At 60.4% G+C, this 14,332-nt stretch carries 18 protein-coding genes; 13 read left to right on the forward strand and 5 right to left on the reverse strand.

Translation table 11 applies throughout. From position 1 onward, the window contains the following. Positions 1-71: 71 nt before the first annotated feature. Entirely contained in the window at positions 72-338 is a 267-nt protein-coding gene (locus tag NKH70_RS32040; RefSeq protein ID WP_352689242.1) for a hypothetical protein, read from the reverse strand. 284 nt (positions 339-622) lie between these two features. Then, on the reverse strand, positions 623-874 hold the full coding sequence (locus NKH70_RS32045; protein WP_352531233.1) for a DUF982 domain-containing protein: 252 nt from the start codon (positions 872-874) through the stop codon (positions 623-625). A 984-nt stretch (positions 875-1,858) separates the two neighbouring features. Here NKH70_RS32045 and NKH70_RS32050 point away from each other — a divergent pair. Continuing rightward, positions 1,859-2,575 carry a pentapeptide repeat-containing protein gene (locus NKH70_RS32050; protein ID WP_352508731.1) on the forward strand — a complete coding sequence of 239 codons (717 nt, stop codon included), beginning with the start codon at positions 1,859-1,861 and terminating at the stop codon, positions 2,573-2,575. Positions 2,576-2,721: 146 nt separating this feature from the next. Continuing rightward, positions 2,722-2,952 carry a Y4oE-related protein gene (locus NKH70_RS35910; RefSeq protein ID WP_502907154.1) on the forward strand — a complete coding sequence of 77 codons (231 nt, stop codon included), beginning with the start codon at positions 2,722-2,724 and terminating at the stop codon, positions 2,950-2,952. Between the two features lie 192 nt (positions 2,953-3,144). Here NKH70_RS35910 and NKH70_RS32055 read toward each other — a convergent pair whose 3' ends face one another. Together NKH70_RS32055 and NKH70_RS32060 are read right to left on the reverse strand one after the other, a co-directional pair. Beyond that, positions 3,145-3,396 (reverse strand): hypothetical protein, encoded by a 252-nt coding sequence (locus NKH70_RS32055; protein WP_023722511.1) that lies wholly within the window; start codon positions 3,394-3,396, stop codon positions 3,145-3,147. Further along, complete coding sequence (locus tag NKH70_RS32060) at positions 3,393-3,821, reverse strand: putative toxin-antitoxin system toxin component, PIN family (RefSeq protein ID WP_352508730.1); 429 nt, start codon at positions 3,819-3,821, stop codon at positions 3,393-3,395. Before NKH70_RS32060 ends, NKH70_RS32055 begins: the two co-directional genes overlap by 4 nt. Positions 3,822-3,961: 140 nt before the next feature. Between NKH70_RS32060 and NKH70_RS32065 the strand changes: the two genes are divergently transcribed. The 3 genes from NKH70_RS32065 to NKH70_RS32075 are packed head-to-tail and all read left to right on the forward strand — an operon-like array spanning position 3,962 to position 5,808. Next, positions 3,962-4,189 (forward strand): hypothetical protein, encoded by a 228-nt coding sequence (locus NKH70_RS32065; RefSeq protein WP_352508729.1) that lies wholly within the window; start codon positions 3,962-3,964, stop codon positions 4,187-4,189. Between the two features lie 24 nt (positions 4,190-4,213). Continuing rightward, positions 4,214-4,726 carry a recombinase family protein gene (locus NKH70_RS32070; protein ID WP_352508728.1) on the forward strand — a complete coding sequence of 171 codons (513 nt, stop codon included), beginning with the start codon at positions 4,214-4,216 and terminating at the stop codon, positions 4,724-4,726. After that, a complete protein-coding gene (locus NKH70_RS32075; RefSeq protein ID WP_352508727.1) occupies positions 4,675-5,808 on the forward strand; it encodes a recombinase family protein in 1,134 nt (377 codons plus the stop codon). The genes NKH70_RS32070 and NKH70_RS32075 overlap by 52 nt, the downstream gene beginning before the upstream one ends. Before the next feature lie 57 nt (positions 5,809-5,865). On the opposite strand, the gene NKH70_RS32080 is transcribed toward NKH70_RS32075, so the two are convergent. After that, the gene (locus NKH70_RS32080) at positions 5,866-6,768 is read right to left on the reverse strand and encodes a LysR substrate-binding domain-containing protein (protein WP_352508726.1); all 903 of its coding nucleotides are present in this window, start codon (positions 6,766-6,768) and stop codon (positions 5,866-5,868) included. 100 nt (positions 6,769-6,868) lie between these two features. On the opposite strand from NKH70_RS32080, the gene NKH70_RS32085 reads away from it, so the two are divergent. The 8 genes from NKH70_RS32085 to NKH70_RS32120 all read left to right on the forward strand — a co-directional run bounded on the left by NKH70_RS32085 (position 6,869) and on the right by NKH70_RS32120 (position 14,302). After that, on the forward strand, positions 6,869-8,083 hold the full coding sequence (locus tag NKH70_RS32085) for a trans-sulfuration enzyme family protein (RefSeq protein ID WP_023680716.1): 1,215 nt from the start codon (positions 6,869-6,871) through the stop codon (positions 8,081-8,083). Between the two features lie 24 nt (positions 8,084-8,107). After that, on the forward strand, positions 8,108-9,706 hold the full coding sequence (locus tag NKH70_RS32090; RefSeq protein WP_245274882.1) for an ABC transporter substrate-binding protein: 1,599 nt from the start codon (positions 8,108-8,110) through the stop codon (positions 9,704-9,706). A 9-nt stretch (positions 9,707-9,715) separates the two neighbouring features. Continuing rightward, positions 9,716-10,651 (forward strand): ABC transporter permease, encoded by a 936-nt coding sequence (locus NKH70_RS32095; protein ID WP_353027186.1) that lies wholly within the window; start codon positions 9,716-9,718, stop codon positions 10,649-10,651. Between the two features lie 2 nt (positions 10,652-10,653). Continuing rightward, positions 10,654-11,547, forward strand: a complete 894-nt coding sequence (locus NKH70_RS32100) for an ABC transporter permease (protein ID WP_353027187.1) — start codon at positions 10,654-10,656, stop codon at positions 11,545-11,547. After that, positions 11,544-12,542 (forward strand): ABC transporter ATP-binding protein, encoded by a 999-nt coding sequence (locus NKH70_RS32105; RefSeq protein ID WP_352508724.1) that lies wholly within the window; start codon positions 11,544-11,546, stop codon positions 12,540-12,542. The genes NKH70_RS32100 and NKH70_RS32105 overlap by 4 nt, the downstream gene beginning before the upstream one ends. After that, a complete protein-coding gene (locus NKH70_RS32110) occupies positions 12,542-13,528 on the forward strand; it encodes an ABC transporter ATP-binding protein (RefSeq protein ID WP_352508723.1) in 987 nt (328 codons plus the stop codon). Before NKH70_RS32105 ends, NKH70_RS32110 begins: the two co-directional genes overlap by 1 nt. A gap of 257 nt (positions 13,529-13,785) precedes the next feature. Further along, positions 13,786-14,031, forward strand: coding sequence for a TetR/AcrR family transcriptional regulator (locus NKH70_RS32115; RefSeq protein WP_352508722.1), 246 nt, complete (start codon positions 13,786-13,788; stop codon positions 14,029-14,031). Between the two features lie 76 nt (positions 14,032-14,107). Then, complete coding sequence (locus NKH70_RS32120; protein WP_352508721.1) at positions 14,108-14,302, forward strand: TetR-like C-terminal domain-containing protein; 195 nt, start codon at positions 14,108-14,110, stop codon at positions 14,300-14,302. Positions 14,303-14,332: the final 30 nt, after the last annotated feature.

The following is a 14,332-nucleotide window of genomic DNA, read 5'->3' on the forward strand; positions in this document are numbered from 1 at the left end:
CGTCCACCTCCATCGAGGTGGATGTTGAATCAGCACAAAACGCAGCCGTCACATCACAATCGATTCATCGATCACAGGACGTGCTCTAGCTGTGCTCTCCCGGAGGCGCCGGTAAGGATCCCAGCTAGCGCATGCCCCTGATGAACGCGGCCGCGCAGCTCATTGACGATCGCCATGTATGCGCCGAGCGGGATCGCGTCGAAAACCTCGAGCACGGCGGCCATGCCCTGCTTCACCAGGTCCGGACCGGCCAGCAGCAAGTCAGAGACGGCCGTCAGGCTGCTTTCTTCGATGAGCGCGTGATTGCCGCGGCCCTCACCCAGGACACACAGGACCAACCGTGCATGCTCAGCGCCATGATTGTCGATCAGCCGGCGGATGGAGCCGACGGCGCGCGTCTGGCCTTCCTTTGGTATCGGCTCTTGGGAATGATCTCGACTTCGAACTCGACACAGAGGGCAGCAACGCGCGGGTCGACGCCGAGTGCAGATCCGCGGCTCCAGCCTTCTCGCGCAAGCATTCGGCGTCTGCGCATGATCGACGCACGATGTTTGCACAAATGTAACGGCCGCTGCAAGAGTGATGCACGATGGACAGTGGTGGGGCACGCATTGACGAGATGTCAAGCGTTCAGGATTTTCGCTTCCTTGGCGGCGCTGAGAAATGCCACGCGCGCTATCTCCGGTGCGCTGCCGCCGCCGAGCACCTTCATGCACGCCATGCGAGCCTGGATGCGGCGCCCGGTTTCTCCAATGGGCCAGCGGTAAAGCAGCATTTCGGCGGCTTCGCGGGTGCTCGAAACACTGACTTTGCCCGAGGACAGCAAAACGGTCACGGGCTCTTCGAACGTGCCGACGTCTCGTTCGCAGGTCATATGCTGGTCTCCTTTCGCAATCTCCCCAAGACCTTACGGGTGAACCATCCGTTCCGTTGCGTCACGTTTGGCCCGGTGGGCGAACAATCTGTGAGGATGGGACCTCGTCCAGAGCGCGGGCTTGATCGCTCAGACTAGACTCGCCAACCCGTTGCGGTCCTCAAATAGCGAGAACCGTCCTTATCGTTACGAGCCCGCTATGCCTTGGTCAGTTGCCGGCGCTGATATCGGAAACGAAGCGCGGAAGGGCACTCTGCCGCCCAGAGTAGCCGGCCTGCACGGTGAAGACGAGAAGGACGCTCTTCCAAGCGCGGAGTTCGAATCCTCCCTCACCGCCATAAGTCATTGTTTACATCAATAAAAATACAAGAATAGGTTGGGCGCCCGCCATAAAGCCCGCCTACCGAAAACGGGGTATTCGCGGCACGTCAGCTTACGACACAAATATGCGGGTTGATGCTTCAACCTGGTAGATGGCAGAGATCAACTTCGGCCTCGCTAAGCGAAGTCGTGGGATTTATGCGACAGCGGAATCAGGATACGCGACTAGCACCCCGTGCCGGGTCAACCTCGCCGTCGGGAAGTACCGACCGGTGCGGAACCAAGCGGATTCACGCTTGTCGGCAGCGGACGCCGGCGGTGGCGGTCTGCACTCGAGCAGGCTCCCAATTAGCGAGACAAACGTCCAGAGCGGAGGCCAATCTTGGCACGCGACTTCGCCAGCCTGAACGACCGCTCTCCTCGGCTTAGTCAAGCATACCTACGGAATGATGCGCCTGGCCGGTGACAAATGAATCTCTGCTGGACCGCCGATGATATGGGGAGGCGCTCGCAAATCGCGCCCTACGCGCGGGGTGATCGGTTGATCAACATCGAAGCTTGATATGAGAAACGCGCTAACTGTGACGGCGGTGGTCACCGTGGCTCGTGTGTCAGCAGATGTGGTAAGGGTGAGTGTCGGCGAGTGGCAGAGGTGCAGCAACAATGACTTTGAGGCGAACCAGAGGTTACGGCGCATCCGGCTTGGTTCTAGCGGTTTGCACTGTGTTTGCTTGGCAGAACGCCGCTGCCGCTCAAAATTGCGACGCAGCCGCGACGCCTGGCGTCAATTGGCAAGAGTGTGACAAGAAGCTTCTCATCCTAGATGGACAGGACCTGAGCGGGGCGAACCTGTTCGGTGTTGATTTCACTTCGACCGACCTCAGGAACACCAATCTCCGTGCGGCAAATCTTGAGAAGGCAACTCTTGTGCGTGCTTCCCTGGCCGACTCGACCGCCAAAGGCGCCCGGTTCGACAGAATCGAGGGCTACAGGACCGACTTCAGCCGTATGGACGCGCAGGGCGCTGTGTTTGCGAGCGCGGAAATGCAGCGCTCGAATTTCCAGGACGCCAATCTGACCAATGTTGATTTCACAAAGGCAGAACTGGGGCGTGCGCAGTTCCATGACGCCGATATCAGCGGCAGCCGCTTCTCGTTTGCCAATCTCGCACGGGCGGACTTCCGAGGAGCGAGGTTTACCGCGCCGATAGACTTTGACCGCGCCTTTTTCTTTCTGACCCGTATCGAGGGCGTCGACCTTTCCAATTCGGCGGGTCTGTCCCAGTGGCAGCTCAACATGGCTTGCGGAGACGCCCGGACCGAGTTGCCTTCTGGCTTGACGAGGCCTGAAGATTGGCCCTGTCAATTCCAGCAGGAATAGTTGTCGGCAAGCGACCCCTCAACTTGCGCGAAGCGTCTGCCTCACGTCACCCTCCAACCGCCAGGAATTGCCAGCACAGAGCACTCTTGCGGCATCTCACCATCCGGCGGTGAGCGATCCCGATCTGCTGGATGCCTTCAACCGCGATGCCGCCGTGCACAAATGGACCGTGGCCTGAAGCTGCAGAGGCAGCGACAGCCCTGTGGGGAAAGACAGCCGCAACCGCAATCGCCTGGGGCGCCGTGTCGGCGCGTTGCGACGGGCGGACACAGGAGTATCGATTCTGGTTTCGGGTATTCGCCCATCTTCAAGTGGGTTCGCCCAATGCCGTGGCGGAAGCAGCGTCGGAGAGAGTTCGTCCAGGCTTTTCCCGATAGGGAAATCATGTTCGACGAGGGAACTGCCTGCTTGTCGAGGGAACGCCGGACCGAAGTCAGCCCGTCAATGCCAGAGCCGCATCGCTGTGGCGCGTGCTGCGCCAGCCTTGACCGGCAGTCTTCGGCCCGGCGGCCGCTTTGGACGCAGGCAAACTCCGGTACGAGCGGTACCGCTCTGCCCCTCGGGGTACATTACTCCGGCAATTCGTCGCCCTTGATCGGCGCCTTCCCTTTGCCGGCCCGTTTCAGGATATGCAGCGCCTTGGGAAGGTCGGCACGGGCGGCGCGTTCCTGAAAGTAACTTTCCGTGCGCAGCGCCGAAAGCTTTTCAGCGACTGCCACGTTAATGAATTGGTTGAGCGGCACGCCTTCGCTCTCCGCCACCTTGCGCGCCTCATCCAGAAGCGAGAGCTGAAGCCGCAGTGCGAAATTGCTTCTCCTCATGTCTTTCTCTCCAATCGTCTCAGCGCCTCGCCCGGCGACAGGACCAAGATACCGAAGCGCTCGGCCACTTTGCCGAAATCGCGTAGGTTGAACGTCACTATAGCATCCGCCCGTCCGTTTACCGCAGCTTCCAGCACCATGTCGTCGTCTGGGTCGCGCACGGCGGGTCGCCAGAGGAAGAGAAGGCGAACCGGCTCGGCGACGGCCGCCACGGCATCTAGCAACGCGTTCACATCCTCAGCGGACAGGCCGGAAGCTTCAAGGTGCTCGGGCCTTGTCATGACCGCCTGGTACTCGATCATCAACGTCACCGAAGCGATGAGCGTCAGCCGGCGTTCCAAAGCTGCCACCAACAGTTGGCGCGAGGCGCCAGCGTCACTTCGGATCGCCGCCACCATGGTCGCCGTATCGAGAAGCAGTCTCATACAGACATATTGGATATCGCGTGCGATATTGCAAGAGGACCGAGCTTTTGGTAATTTGGCGACAGCTCGGCAACTGAAGTTGTCTTGCTGATCATCACGTCGCTCAATGCCCTTGATCTACACAGAATAGCGGGCATGCCATGGTGGACGAGGCCAAACCTGGGAACGACAGCGCAAGCCATGATTACAGTGCTGACATGTCGGCACGAGACATGACTGAACGAGCCGTCCTGTCGATCGCCCGTTTGTTGGGCCGGCGGGTTGCTCGGGAGCATTTCGAGGAATTGCAGGCGGCCAACGACAACAATGTTCATCCTCTTGAGAAAACACCGTCAGAAGGGGAGGATGGGGACGGCGGCGGACAATAGCAACGAGAGGAAGAGGAGCGGTTCATGACCCGTGTCGCGCTGTATGCTCGTTACTCATCCGACAACCAGCGTGAAGCCTCTATCGAGGATCAGCTGCGGCTTTGCCGAGAGCTCGCGGCCAGGGAGAGGTGGACTGTCGTTGGGACCTATGCCGATGCTGCCATATCCGGCTCAAGCATCATCCGTCGACCAGACATCCAGCGGCTTCTCGCCGATGCTCAAAGCGGGCAATTTGAGATCGTTCTAACCGAGGCACTCGATCGCTTGTCACGCGACCAGGAACACGTAGCCGGCCTCTTCAAGCGGCTGCGCTTTGCCGGTGTCAAGATCGTCACTCTCTCTGAGGGCGCCGTAGACGAACTGCACGTGGGCCTGAAAGGAACGATGAACGCGTTGTTCCTGCGCGATCTTGCTGCCAAGATCAGACGGGGCCAAAGCGGCCGCATATTGAACGGCTACAACGCCGGCGGCCTCAAGCCGAGGTCGTGCGTCGGATTTTTCGGGCGTTCGCGGCTGGTCAATCGGCGCGTACGATAGCTGCAGGCCTCAACAGGGAAGGTATCCCATCACCCTTTGGGGGTGCCTGGGGCGCCTCGACCATCAATGGCAATCTCAAGCGGAGAAGCGGCTTTCTCTACAACGAAGCCTATATCGGGCTGCTCGTCTTCAATCGTCTCCAAATGCGCAAGGATCCCGAGACTGGGAGGCGCATCTCGCGGCCGAATCTGCCGGAAACCTGGCAGGTCGTTGAAGTGCCGCATCTGCGTATCATCGACGATGAGCTGTGGGATGCGGTGCAAGCCCGCAAGAAGCTTTATGGAGGCATGAAACTCCATCACCGCCGACGGCCGACGTACATGTTCTCGGGGCTTGTGCGGTGCGGCTGCTGTAGCGCTTCCTATACGGTGAAGAACAGAGACCAGCTTGCTTGTACCGCGCACCGTGAGAAAGGCACTTGTACCAATAACAGGACGATCCGTGTTGGCGAGCTTGAGAAGCGTGTGCTTGCTGGCATCCAGCGGCGCTTGCTGGCGCCAGATGCCATTGCGGGCTTCCTTGCTGAATATCATGCTGAGCATAAGCGACTGAACGCCATGAACCGCGAACGGCAAAGGGAAGTCGAAAGGCGGCATGCCGGCATCGACAGGCAGATCGCTAACATCGTCGATGCTATCGCTGACGGTGTCGCGACGACAAGCATGAAATCGAAGCTACTGGACCTCGAGCGCGAAAAGGAGAATCTAGCCCGAGAGCTTCAGGCGATGGCGGCCGCGGAAAGCATTGTGGAGTTTCATCCGGCTGCGGTAACGATTTACCGTCGGCAAGTATCCGAGCTCCAGGACGCGTTGCAATCCGACGAGTGTGAGCGGCACGAGGCGGCGAGGATCATCCGCTCACTGGTCACGGGGATCGAGATCATTCCGACGGAGGGTAGGGGACAGGTTGAGCTGAAAGTTCGCGGTGCGCTGGCGGAGCTTCTCAACCTGCCAAATCGTAAACCAGGAACAGCGCCTAGCGCTGCAGTGATGGTAGCGGGAGAGCGCTACCGCCTTCCCCACACTCATCGAACTCCCAGTTCCAATTTCGCTGCTGCGGCTGAGCGAGGCGCGCTATCCTAATTGCGGCCTGGCGGGTGACGGCATGGGGCCCAGAAGCCGACGTTCACGAAAGTGAAGTCAAGTTTGGACAGCCCCATCAATTTCCAATGCGATACGCATCAGCTGCTCGACAAAGTCGCTAACTACTCTCGATGGACGTCGGTTGGGTGGCAACAACAGAAGGGTTCGGAAGGAGATTCCCGGGAGAAATGGACGGAGGCTGAGGTTTCCGTTGAGATAGGGAAGGGCAGTTAAAGGATTGACCATTCCGCATCCAAGCCCCGCATTGACCATCGAGCAGATGGTGGTGGAATAGGGGGTTTCTAGAACCACTTTGGGCTTGATGCCGTGATCAGCGAAGATGGCCTCTGCTTCCCGTCTCGTAGTGTCCTCCGGAGCCAACGCGATGAAGGCCTGCCCATGGAGATCGGCGGGACGGATCACTTCCCTCCCCTCTAGCGGATGGCCCTTGGGCATGGCGATCGCGACCCGGTAGTTCCGGAATGGGTGGGCTTCGACGCCCGCAAGATCGATCTCGTCCGCCGCCAGGCCGACGTCGAACTGGCCGGAGGCGACGAGTTCTTTGACTTCCGAGGATAGCCTTGCCTGAAAGGTGATCGCAACGTCAGGGTGACGGTGTTGAAATGCCTTTAATGCCTTTGGCATTACATTCGTACTTAATGCGGAGAGACTTGCGATCCGGATTTCCCCCGAACCGAAGTCGCGAATCCGCGCCGCGGCCCCTTTCAAATGGATGAGGCCGGAGAATGAGGTCTCCACTTCCCTGAAAAACAGGTTGCCTTCTGCCGTCGGCGACATCCGTCCTTTGATGCGGTGGAAGAGCGCGAAACCGATGTCGCGCTCCAGTTCTTGGACGGCCTTGCTCACCGCAGGTTGTGAGATGCGTAGTATCTCCGCGGCGCGTGAGGCGGTTCCAATCGTCATCACGGCGTGGAAGACCTCGATCTGGCGAAGATTCATGGCGCACCTATAACCTGAGAGAATAGCACATCCCGATCTTGATATTGGACGGAATAGGTTTTGTCATGCTGTAACTGTCTCCAACACATGAGGAGCAAGCATGAACGATCTCACCCAATGCGTTGTGACCCCCAAAGTCAAAACAGACGGCTTCGAGGCTCTGGGTGCAGCCGTCCATCGGGCTTCGACGATCGTATTCGCGGATGCCGCAGCCTACGCCACTCGCGGCCAGCGAGGGCCTGACGGCTATTCCTACGGCCTCTACGGCACCCCGACGACGCGTACACTGGAGCAAAAGATCACTCAGCTCGAGCAGGGTCACCGGACGCTTCTCGCGCCATCGGGCCAGGCCGCAAACGCAATCGCAATGCTCGCCGTCCTCAATGCCGGAGACAAGGTACTGGTGGCGGACACGGCCTATCCCCCGGTCCGTGATTTTGTGAACACCGATCTGGCAAAGTTTGGCGTCCGAGCGGAGTACTACGATCCCACTTCGCCCGAGGGGCTCGAACGTCGGATCGACGGGAACACGAAACTGGTGTGGTGCGAGTCCCCCGGTTCGACGACCATGGAAGTCCAGGATCTGCCGCGGATTGCCGAGATCGCGCATCGGCACGGCGCGCTCGTCGGATTCGACAACACCTGGGCGACCCCTCTTAACTTCAAGCCCCTCGTACATGGGGCCGACATCGTGACCGAAGCGCTCACCAAATATATCTCGGGCCATTCCGACGTGCTGATGGGATCGATCACGGTGGCTTCCGAGCAGCTTTTCAACGCGCTCAAGGCGACTATGGGGCGGGCCGGGATCGGTGTTTCCCCCGACGACGCCTCTTTGGTGTTGCGGGGCATGGAGACTCTTGGCGTGCGAATGAAACACGCGCACGACGGCGCGACGGCGATGATCAACTGGTTCCGCGGCCACCCAGCCGTCGAGCGTGTGCTCTACCCCGCCCTGCCGTCTTCTCCCGGGCACGAATTCTGGAAGCGCGACTTCCTCGGCGCGAGCGGAGTGTTCAGCGTGGAATTGGTTCCCGAAGCACTGCCGCACGTGCCGGAGGCGCTCAATACGCTAGAGACGTTCGCCATCGGCGCCTCGTGGGGTGGGACACGCAGCCTCGTTGCCCCCATGCCCGTGAAGAGCAACCGCTCCGCGACGACCTGGAGTGGGCAGGACCTCCTTCTGCGGTTCAGCGTGGGGTTGGAATCGCACGACGATCTCATGGCCGATCTCGAGAAAATGTTGGCCCAAATCCAAGCACGGATCGACGACGAGCGGTTCGGCAAAGAAAACATCCGGCAATCAATGCTGTGAGTGAACACAAAAAGGGGAATGACAATGAACAACAACAATGAATTCATGCGAATAGACAGGCGCTCCTTCCTGGCGGGCGTCTCAAAACTGCTGGGAGTTTCGGCGCTATCCTCCATCCTGCCGTCAATCGTTGCGGCATCAGAGGTTAAGGACACGCTTCGGATCGCGATCGCCAAGCCCGCCGGCGATATCAATCCTCACAAATACACCGGCCTGTGGGGCGTTCAGGACCTCGTTTTCGAGCCGCTGGTTAAATACGGCCATGACGGTAAGATCGAGCCAGGGCTGGCGACCGAATGGTCGGTCGAAGACGGGGGCAGGCTGCTTAAGCTCACCTTGCGCAAGGGCGTGACTTTCCACGACGGCACTCCGTTCGACGCCGCGGCGGTGGAATGGAACCTGAAGAGGTGGATCGGACTCGAAGCGAACAACTGGATGAATTCGTCCCGGCTTTACGCCGGAACGGACATCGTCGACGACGATCACGTCAACGTCCGGTTCAAGGAACCGGTCCTCGGCCTGCTCCAGGAGTTCGCTTACGTCCGGCCAGTCAGGCTCCTCAGCCCCAAGTCGGTCTCTGGGGACGGTAGCTATAAGGCGCCCGTCGGCACGGGACCGTGGCATCAAGCGACTGCCGGGAATGAGGGCAGTGCCTTCGAGCGCTTCGACGCCTACTGGGGTGACAAGCCCTCTTTCAAATATCTTGAGGTAAAAGTCCTTCCGGACTCGCGCGGCCGCATGGCAGCGTTGCGCGCGGGCGACGTGGATCTGATCGGCGGAGCGTTTGTGTCGCCTTTGACCGCAACGGAAGCAGAGACGCTGAAGGGAGCGGGCATCGATGTCGTCATCGATCCCGGCACCACCACAATGATTATGGCCTTCAACACTTCCCGCGTCGAAGCGCTGAGGGACCCGAAAGTCCGCAAGGCGATCAACCTCGGCATCGACCGGGCTGCGATCTCGCAAGTGCTTTACCGCGGTCTGGCGACCTCCACTGGCAACCTGTTCTCCGAAACCGTTCCGTATTCGGGGAAGCGCTTCGATGTGCCTAGGCGGGATACCGAGACCGCAAAGTCGCTGCTCGAGGAGGCAGGCTGGGTCGGGGGGCCTGTCAGGCAGAAGGACGGCAAGGACCTTGCCATTGAACTGGTCGTTAGCGAGGAGCAAGTACCGGGGTCCCGATCCGTCGCGGAAGTGATCCAGTCCGAGCTCCAGGAGATTGGCGTCACGCTCACGATCCGCTCGGTGGATCATGCGTCGCGGCACAGCGACATTCCGGAGCGCAAGTTCGATCTCGCTTTCTTCCAGACGTTCGGCGCGCCATACGAACCTTTCGGGACTGTGGTGGGCCTGTTCCTATCCACCTATGACAACGGCGTGGACGGCAAGCTCTTCATCGACCCCGAGCACCTCGATCCGTTGGTGCTCGCCGCGATGTCCGCGCCCGAAGGCGAGATGGAAGCAGCTCTACAGAAGGTCTATGACTGGCTGCACGACAACGACGCCATCGCGCCGCTGCTCTTCGTTCCGGGCATATGGGCGCATGCCGCTCGGGTGAAGGGCTTCCAGAGCCCCGCGACCGAGTACGACATGCCCTACGAGAATATCACACTGGCGGAGTAGGATACGGCCGTGTTCGCCTTCATCGCTAAAAGGGCCCGCAACGCAGTCTTGTTGCTGTTTCTGGCGTCCGTTCTATGCTTCGCGCTCGTGGTATCCGCTCCGGGCAACGTGGCGATACTCATCGCCGAGCTGCGGACGCCGACGGCCACCAAAGCCGATATTGCCAAGGTCGAGGAGGAATTGGGGCTCAACAAGCCGCTTCTCGAACGCTACGGCTTCTGGCTGAACGGAGCGATCCACGGCGACTTCGGCATTTCCCACAAAACGGGCGAGGCGGTCGGCGCGTCCCTCAAGAGCCGCCTTGCCGTGACCGCCACCCTCGTTGCGGGCGGAGCGGTCGTGGCTTTCTTGCTGAGCCTGTTCGTCGGCTTCGTAGGCGCGCTCTGGGCACATAGGGCGCCAGACGTGGTCACCCGAGGGAGCGCTCTTCTGGGCGCTTCGACTCCGTCCTTCTTCGTCGGAGCACTGCTGGTCTACGCCTTTTCGGTCACGTGGCACGTCTTTCCGACCTTCGGGTTTGCCGGACCCGTCAGTTGGGTGCTTCCATGGCTCACTCTGGGATTTCTTCCCGCAGCAGTTCTGAGCCGCGTCGTCCGAGTTGGCTTCGAGGAGGCGATGGCCAAACCTTATGTCCTAACGGCCATGAGCAAAGGACTGTCAAGGACGAGTATTCTGGTTCGCGACGCGATCCCGAACATCGCGCCGACGTACTTGAACGCCTTGGGAACGCAGATCGGGACGATGGTCGTGGGCGCGGTCGTTGTCGAACCTCTGTTCGCTTGGCAGGGCATCGGCGACCTCTTCCTGACCGGGGTGAGATTCCGCGACTTCATGGTCGTGCAGGCCTGCCTTCTGGTCTTCATCACGTTCTTCATCATCCTGAACGTCGTGGTCGACATCTGCATTACGCTGACCGATCCGCGCCTTAGACTTCAAAGGAGCTGAACATGCAGGCAGTCAGACCACTCCTGAAGGCCATTGGCGCCTTCCCGCGCTCGGCGGTATTTACTATTGGCGCGTTCGTTCTGTTGGGACTGCTCGCACCCTACATCGCGCCACATGATCCCAATGCGCAAGACCTGCTGATCGCTGGCCAGGGCCCGACGCTCGCCCATCCGTTCGGAGTCGACCATCTCGGGCGCGATACATTGAGCAGGTTGATTGTGGCGGCTCGGACGTCGCTGGTCGGAGTCTGTCTCGTCCTTGTGTGCGCGCACGCCATCGGCATCGCCATCGGCACGATTGCCGGATACCGGCGGGGCTGGACGGACGAACTGCTGATGCGCATCGTTGACGTCGGCCAGGCAATCCCCAGCCTCATCGTCTCACTTGCGGTGATCGGCATTGCCGGAGTCAGCTACTGGAACATGATCCTCGCGCTCGCGCTCGCCTGGTGGCCGGGTAGCGCCCGCATTAGCCGGGCCGTGGTTGTCAACACCATGAACAAGCCCCACATGGAGGCCCTAAGAGTATTGGGCGCAAGTCCCGTTCGCATTTACTTTGTCCATCTTCTTCCCACGACGATCGGGGCGGTGCTCGTATATGCCACGGCCGACGCCGGAGCAGTCGCGCTCGCAATCGCAACGTTGAGCTTCCTCGGGCTGGGGATCCAGCCGCCGACGCCTGAATGGGGACAGATGTTGGTCGACGCGCTTCCATATCTCGAGTCCGATCCGCGCCAGGTCATCCTGCCGGGGCTGACCCTGACTTTAGCTGTCATCGGATTCAACATCCTCGGTGAAGCGGTCGCCCTCAACAGAGTTCCGAAGCCGCTGACCTCCCGGATGCTCGCGGCCCGTCGCCGGGTAACCGCATTCTGGGCCAAGGAGGCACGGCCATGAGTTCTGAACCGATACTCCGCGTCAAAGATCTGACCATAGACCTGCTGACGGCGCATACCGTGGTCCGCCCAGTCGACGGAGTAGCCTATGAACTGAGCCGTCGAGAGACCCTCGCGATTGTGGGAGAAAGCGGTAGCGGCAAAACGGTCACCTGCTTTGCGCCTCTCGGCCTGATGCCCGTGGGCGTCCAGGCGGATATATCGGGCTCCATTTTGTTCGACAGCCGCCAGCTCGTCGGATCGGACAATGAAACGCTTCGCAGCCTGCGCGGAAAATCCATTGGCTTCATTTTCCAGGACCCGATGAGCGCGCTCAATCCCGCCCGCCGGGTCGGACGGCAGATAGCAGAAGTAGCCGAGCTTCACCTCGGCATGACCGCAAGAGCTGCGGAAACCCGGGCGCTTGAACTTATCAAGATGGTCGGGATGTCCGACCCCGAAATACGCCTCAAGCAGTATCCCCATGAGCTTTCGGGCGGTCTCCGACAGCGTGTCATGATCGCAATCGCCATTGCCGCCGAGCCGACACTTCTCGTAGCCGACGAGCCGACCACCGCGCTCGACGTGACGGTCCAGGCGCAAATCCTCCGACTGCTGAAGGAAATCCAGTCCAGAATGGACATGGCCATGATCTTGATCACGCATGACATGGGTGTCGTGGCGGGCGCGGCCGACCGCGTAATGGTGATGTACGCGGGGCGCCACGTCGAAACCGGACCGACCGAGCGTGTACTCTCCCAGCCGCAGCATCCCTATACGATGGGCCTCATCGACGCAATTCCGAGGAAACAGGACGCAATCGGATCGCGTTTCCGTGGATTGCCGGGGGTTCCGCCCATCCTTGGCGCGCCGATCACAGGGTGCGCCTTCATGCCCCGCTGCGGATACGCTGTGGATGCCTGCGGCGAGCGACGTCCGCCGTTCTTGCCGACGGCAGTTCCGGGTGTGTCAGCCGCCTGTCCCGTTCTGAATATTCGGGCGAAGGAGTGCGCATAATGAGCGCGGTACTCGAAGTCGAGCATCTGGTCACCAGCTTTCCAAGCGCCAAACGTGGCCAAACGATCAAAGCGGTAAATGACGTCTCGATCCACCTCAATCCCGGCGAGATTGTCGGCTTGGTGGGGGAGTCCGGCTGCGGCAAGTCCACGCTTGGCCGTTCGATCGTGGGCTTGGAAAAACCCCAGTCCGGACGCGTCGTTTTCGATGGCGTCGACCTCGGCTCCCTGAGCGGGCGCCGTCTGCGGGAAGCGCGTCGCGCCGTTCAGTACGTGTTCCAGGACCCCTATGCATCGCTGAATGATCGCCAAACTGTGGGCGAAGCCATAAACGAAGCCCTCATCATTGCAGGTTTGCGTTCGCAAACGGAACGCGAGGGAAGGATCGCCGAACTCCTCAACCAGGTGGGTCTGGCGACGACGGCCCGGGACAGATTCACCCGTGAACTCTCAGGCGGCCAGAGGCAACGCATCGCGATCGCGCGCTCGCTGGCCGTAGAGCCGCGGGTTTTAATCTGCGACGAACCGGTCAGCGCGCTAGACTTGTCTATACGCGCGCAGGTCATGAACCTATTCCTCGACCTCAGAGAGAAGCTAGGCGTGTCCTGCCTCTTTATCGCGCATGACCTCGCGCTTGTCCGGCAGGCGGCGACCCGGGTCTACGTGATGTACCTCGGCAAGGTGGTAGAAAGCGGCAGCTCGGAAGAGGTTTACCGGAATCCGAGCCATCCCTACACCCAGCTCCTTCTCGCGTCTATTCCGGAGGCTGATCCTGCCACCGAGCGTCGGCGCAACCCTCCGTTGATCACGGGCGAAATCCCAAGTCCGACGAATCCGCCCTCCGGCTGTTTCTTCAGGACGCGGTGTCCCCTTTCCGTGGAAGCTTGTGCGGAGGCTGAGCCTGTGTCGCAAGAAGTAAGCTCAATGCACAAGGCGGCGTGCAGGTTCGCCGGCGACCTATTCGCGAAACGGGTCTCGGCCGCATGATTAAACGTCAGATCTAGCTGACCGTGCGGGACCTGATGCGTTGCGCATTCTGGTGGCGAAGCAGAGATTTGCGCTCCTTCCTTCCGGTACCGGGCCGGCAGTGAGTGGGAAAGCGCTCTGTCGGCAGCCCTGGTTACTCAGGCGGGCCGGGAGGATCCTCTTGCCGGTTATTAGTCCGCTTCTTGTAGCGTTGGCTTAAGACGATAGACCGCCGTGTCGCCCGGACCCGGTCGACTCTTCACCATGCGCTGATCACTTTGATCCTGAGAAAGGGATATGAAGCAATTACCGTCGAGGACATCTGCAATGAGGCAAACATCGGCCGATCGACCTTTTACGCGCACTTCACCAGCAAGGACGACCTCAAGCGCAGCGGCCTGGACGATCATCTGCGCGCCATGCTGGTCGAACGCCAGCGGCATGCGCTTGCAGCGCCAGGCGAGCTGAAAGATCGCAGCTTGGGTTCGTGCTCGGTATGTTCGAGCACGCGCGTGAACATATAGATCTCTACCGAGCTCTGGCCGGGGGCCGCGGTGGGACTTTTGTGCTCGGCAGCATCCGCGAGATCTATGCGATCTCGTGCGCGCGGAGCTTGCCGCAAACAAGGACAGGAAGCTTCCCGATGTCGTGCCGAACGAACTGATCGTCCAGTTCGTCGTGGGTGCCTTTCTGTCGGTGCTGATCTGGTGGCTCGACGGCGGCGCCAAATTGCCGCCGCAACAAGTCGACCAGATCTTCCGGCGTCTGGCCACCGAGGGCGTCCCGTCGGCTTAGATATCAGGCCGAAGAACTGTGAAGCAGTCA

It is taken from the genome of Mesorhizobium sp. M0991 (genome assembly GCF_040318915.1).
Taxonomy (GTDB): domain Bacteria; phylum Pseudomonadota; class Alphaproteobacteria; order Rhizobiales; family Rhizobiaceae; genus Mesorhizobium.

Bases quoted from the DNA above. Each gene is read 5' to 3' on its own strand.
- NKH70_RS32055 (WP_023722511.1), bottom strand. From the start codon at position 3,396: ATGAGGAGAAGCAATTTCGCACTGCGGCTTCAGCTCTCGCTTCTGGAT.
- NKH70_RS32050 (WP_352508731.1), top strand. From the start codon at position 1,859: ATGACTTTGAGGCGAACCAGAGGTTACGGCGCATCCGGCTTGGTTCTA.
- NKH70_RS32085 (WP_023680716.1), top strand. From the start codon at position 6,869: ATGAACGATCTCACCCAATGCGTTGTGACCCCCAAAGTCAAAACAGAC.
- NKH70_RS32070 (WP_352508728.1), top strand. From the start codon at position 4,214: ATGACCCGTGTCGCGCTGTATGCTCGTTACTCATCCGACAACCAGCGT.
- NKH70_RS32090 (WP_245274882.1), top strand. From the start codon at position 8,108: ATGAACAACAACAATGAATTCATGCGAATAGACAGGCGCTCCTTCCTG.
- NKH70_RS32080 (WP_352508726.1), bottom strand. From the start codon at position 6,768: ATGAATCTTCGCCAGATCGAGGTCTTCCACGCCGTGATGACGATTGGA.
- NKH70_RS32100 (WP_353027187.1), top strand. From the start codon at position 10,654: ATGCAGGCAGTCAGACCACTCCTGAAGGCCATTGGCGCCTTCCCGCGC.
- NKH70_RS32065 (WP_352508729.1), top strand. From the start codon at position 3,962: ATGGTGGACGAGGCCAAACCTGGGAACGACAGCGCAAGCCATGATTAC.
- NKH70_RS32045 (WP_352531233.1), bottom strand. From the start codon at position 874: ATGACCTGCGAACGAGACGTCGGCACGTTCGAAGAGCCCGTGACCGTT.
- NKH70_RS35910 (WP_502907154.1), top strand. From the start codon at position 2,722: ATGCCGCCGTGCACAAATGGACCGTGGCCTGAAGCTGCAGAGGCAGCG.
- NKH70_RS32105 (WP_352508724.1), top strand. From the start codon at position 11,544: ATGAGTTCTGAACCGATACTCCGCGTCAAAGATCTGACCATAGACCTG.
- NKH70_RS32110 (WP_352508723.1), top strand. From the start codon at position 12,542: ATGAGCGCGGTACTCGAAGTCGAGCATCTGGTCACCAGCTTTCCAAGC.
- NKH70_RS32060 (WP_352508730.1), bottom strand. From the start codon at position 3,821: ATGAGACTGCTTCTCGATACGGCGACCATGGTGGCGGCGATCCGAAGT.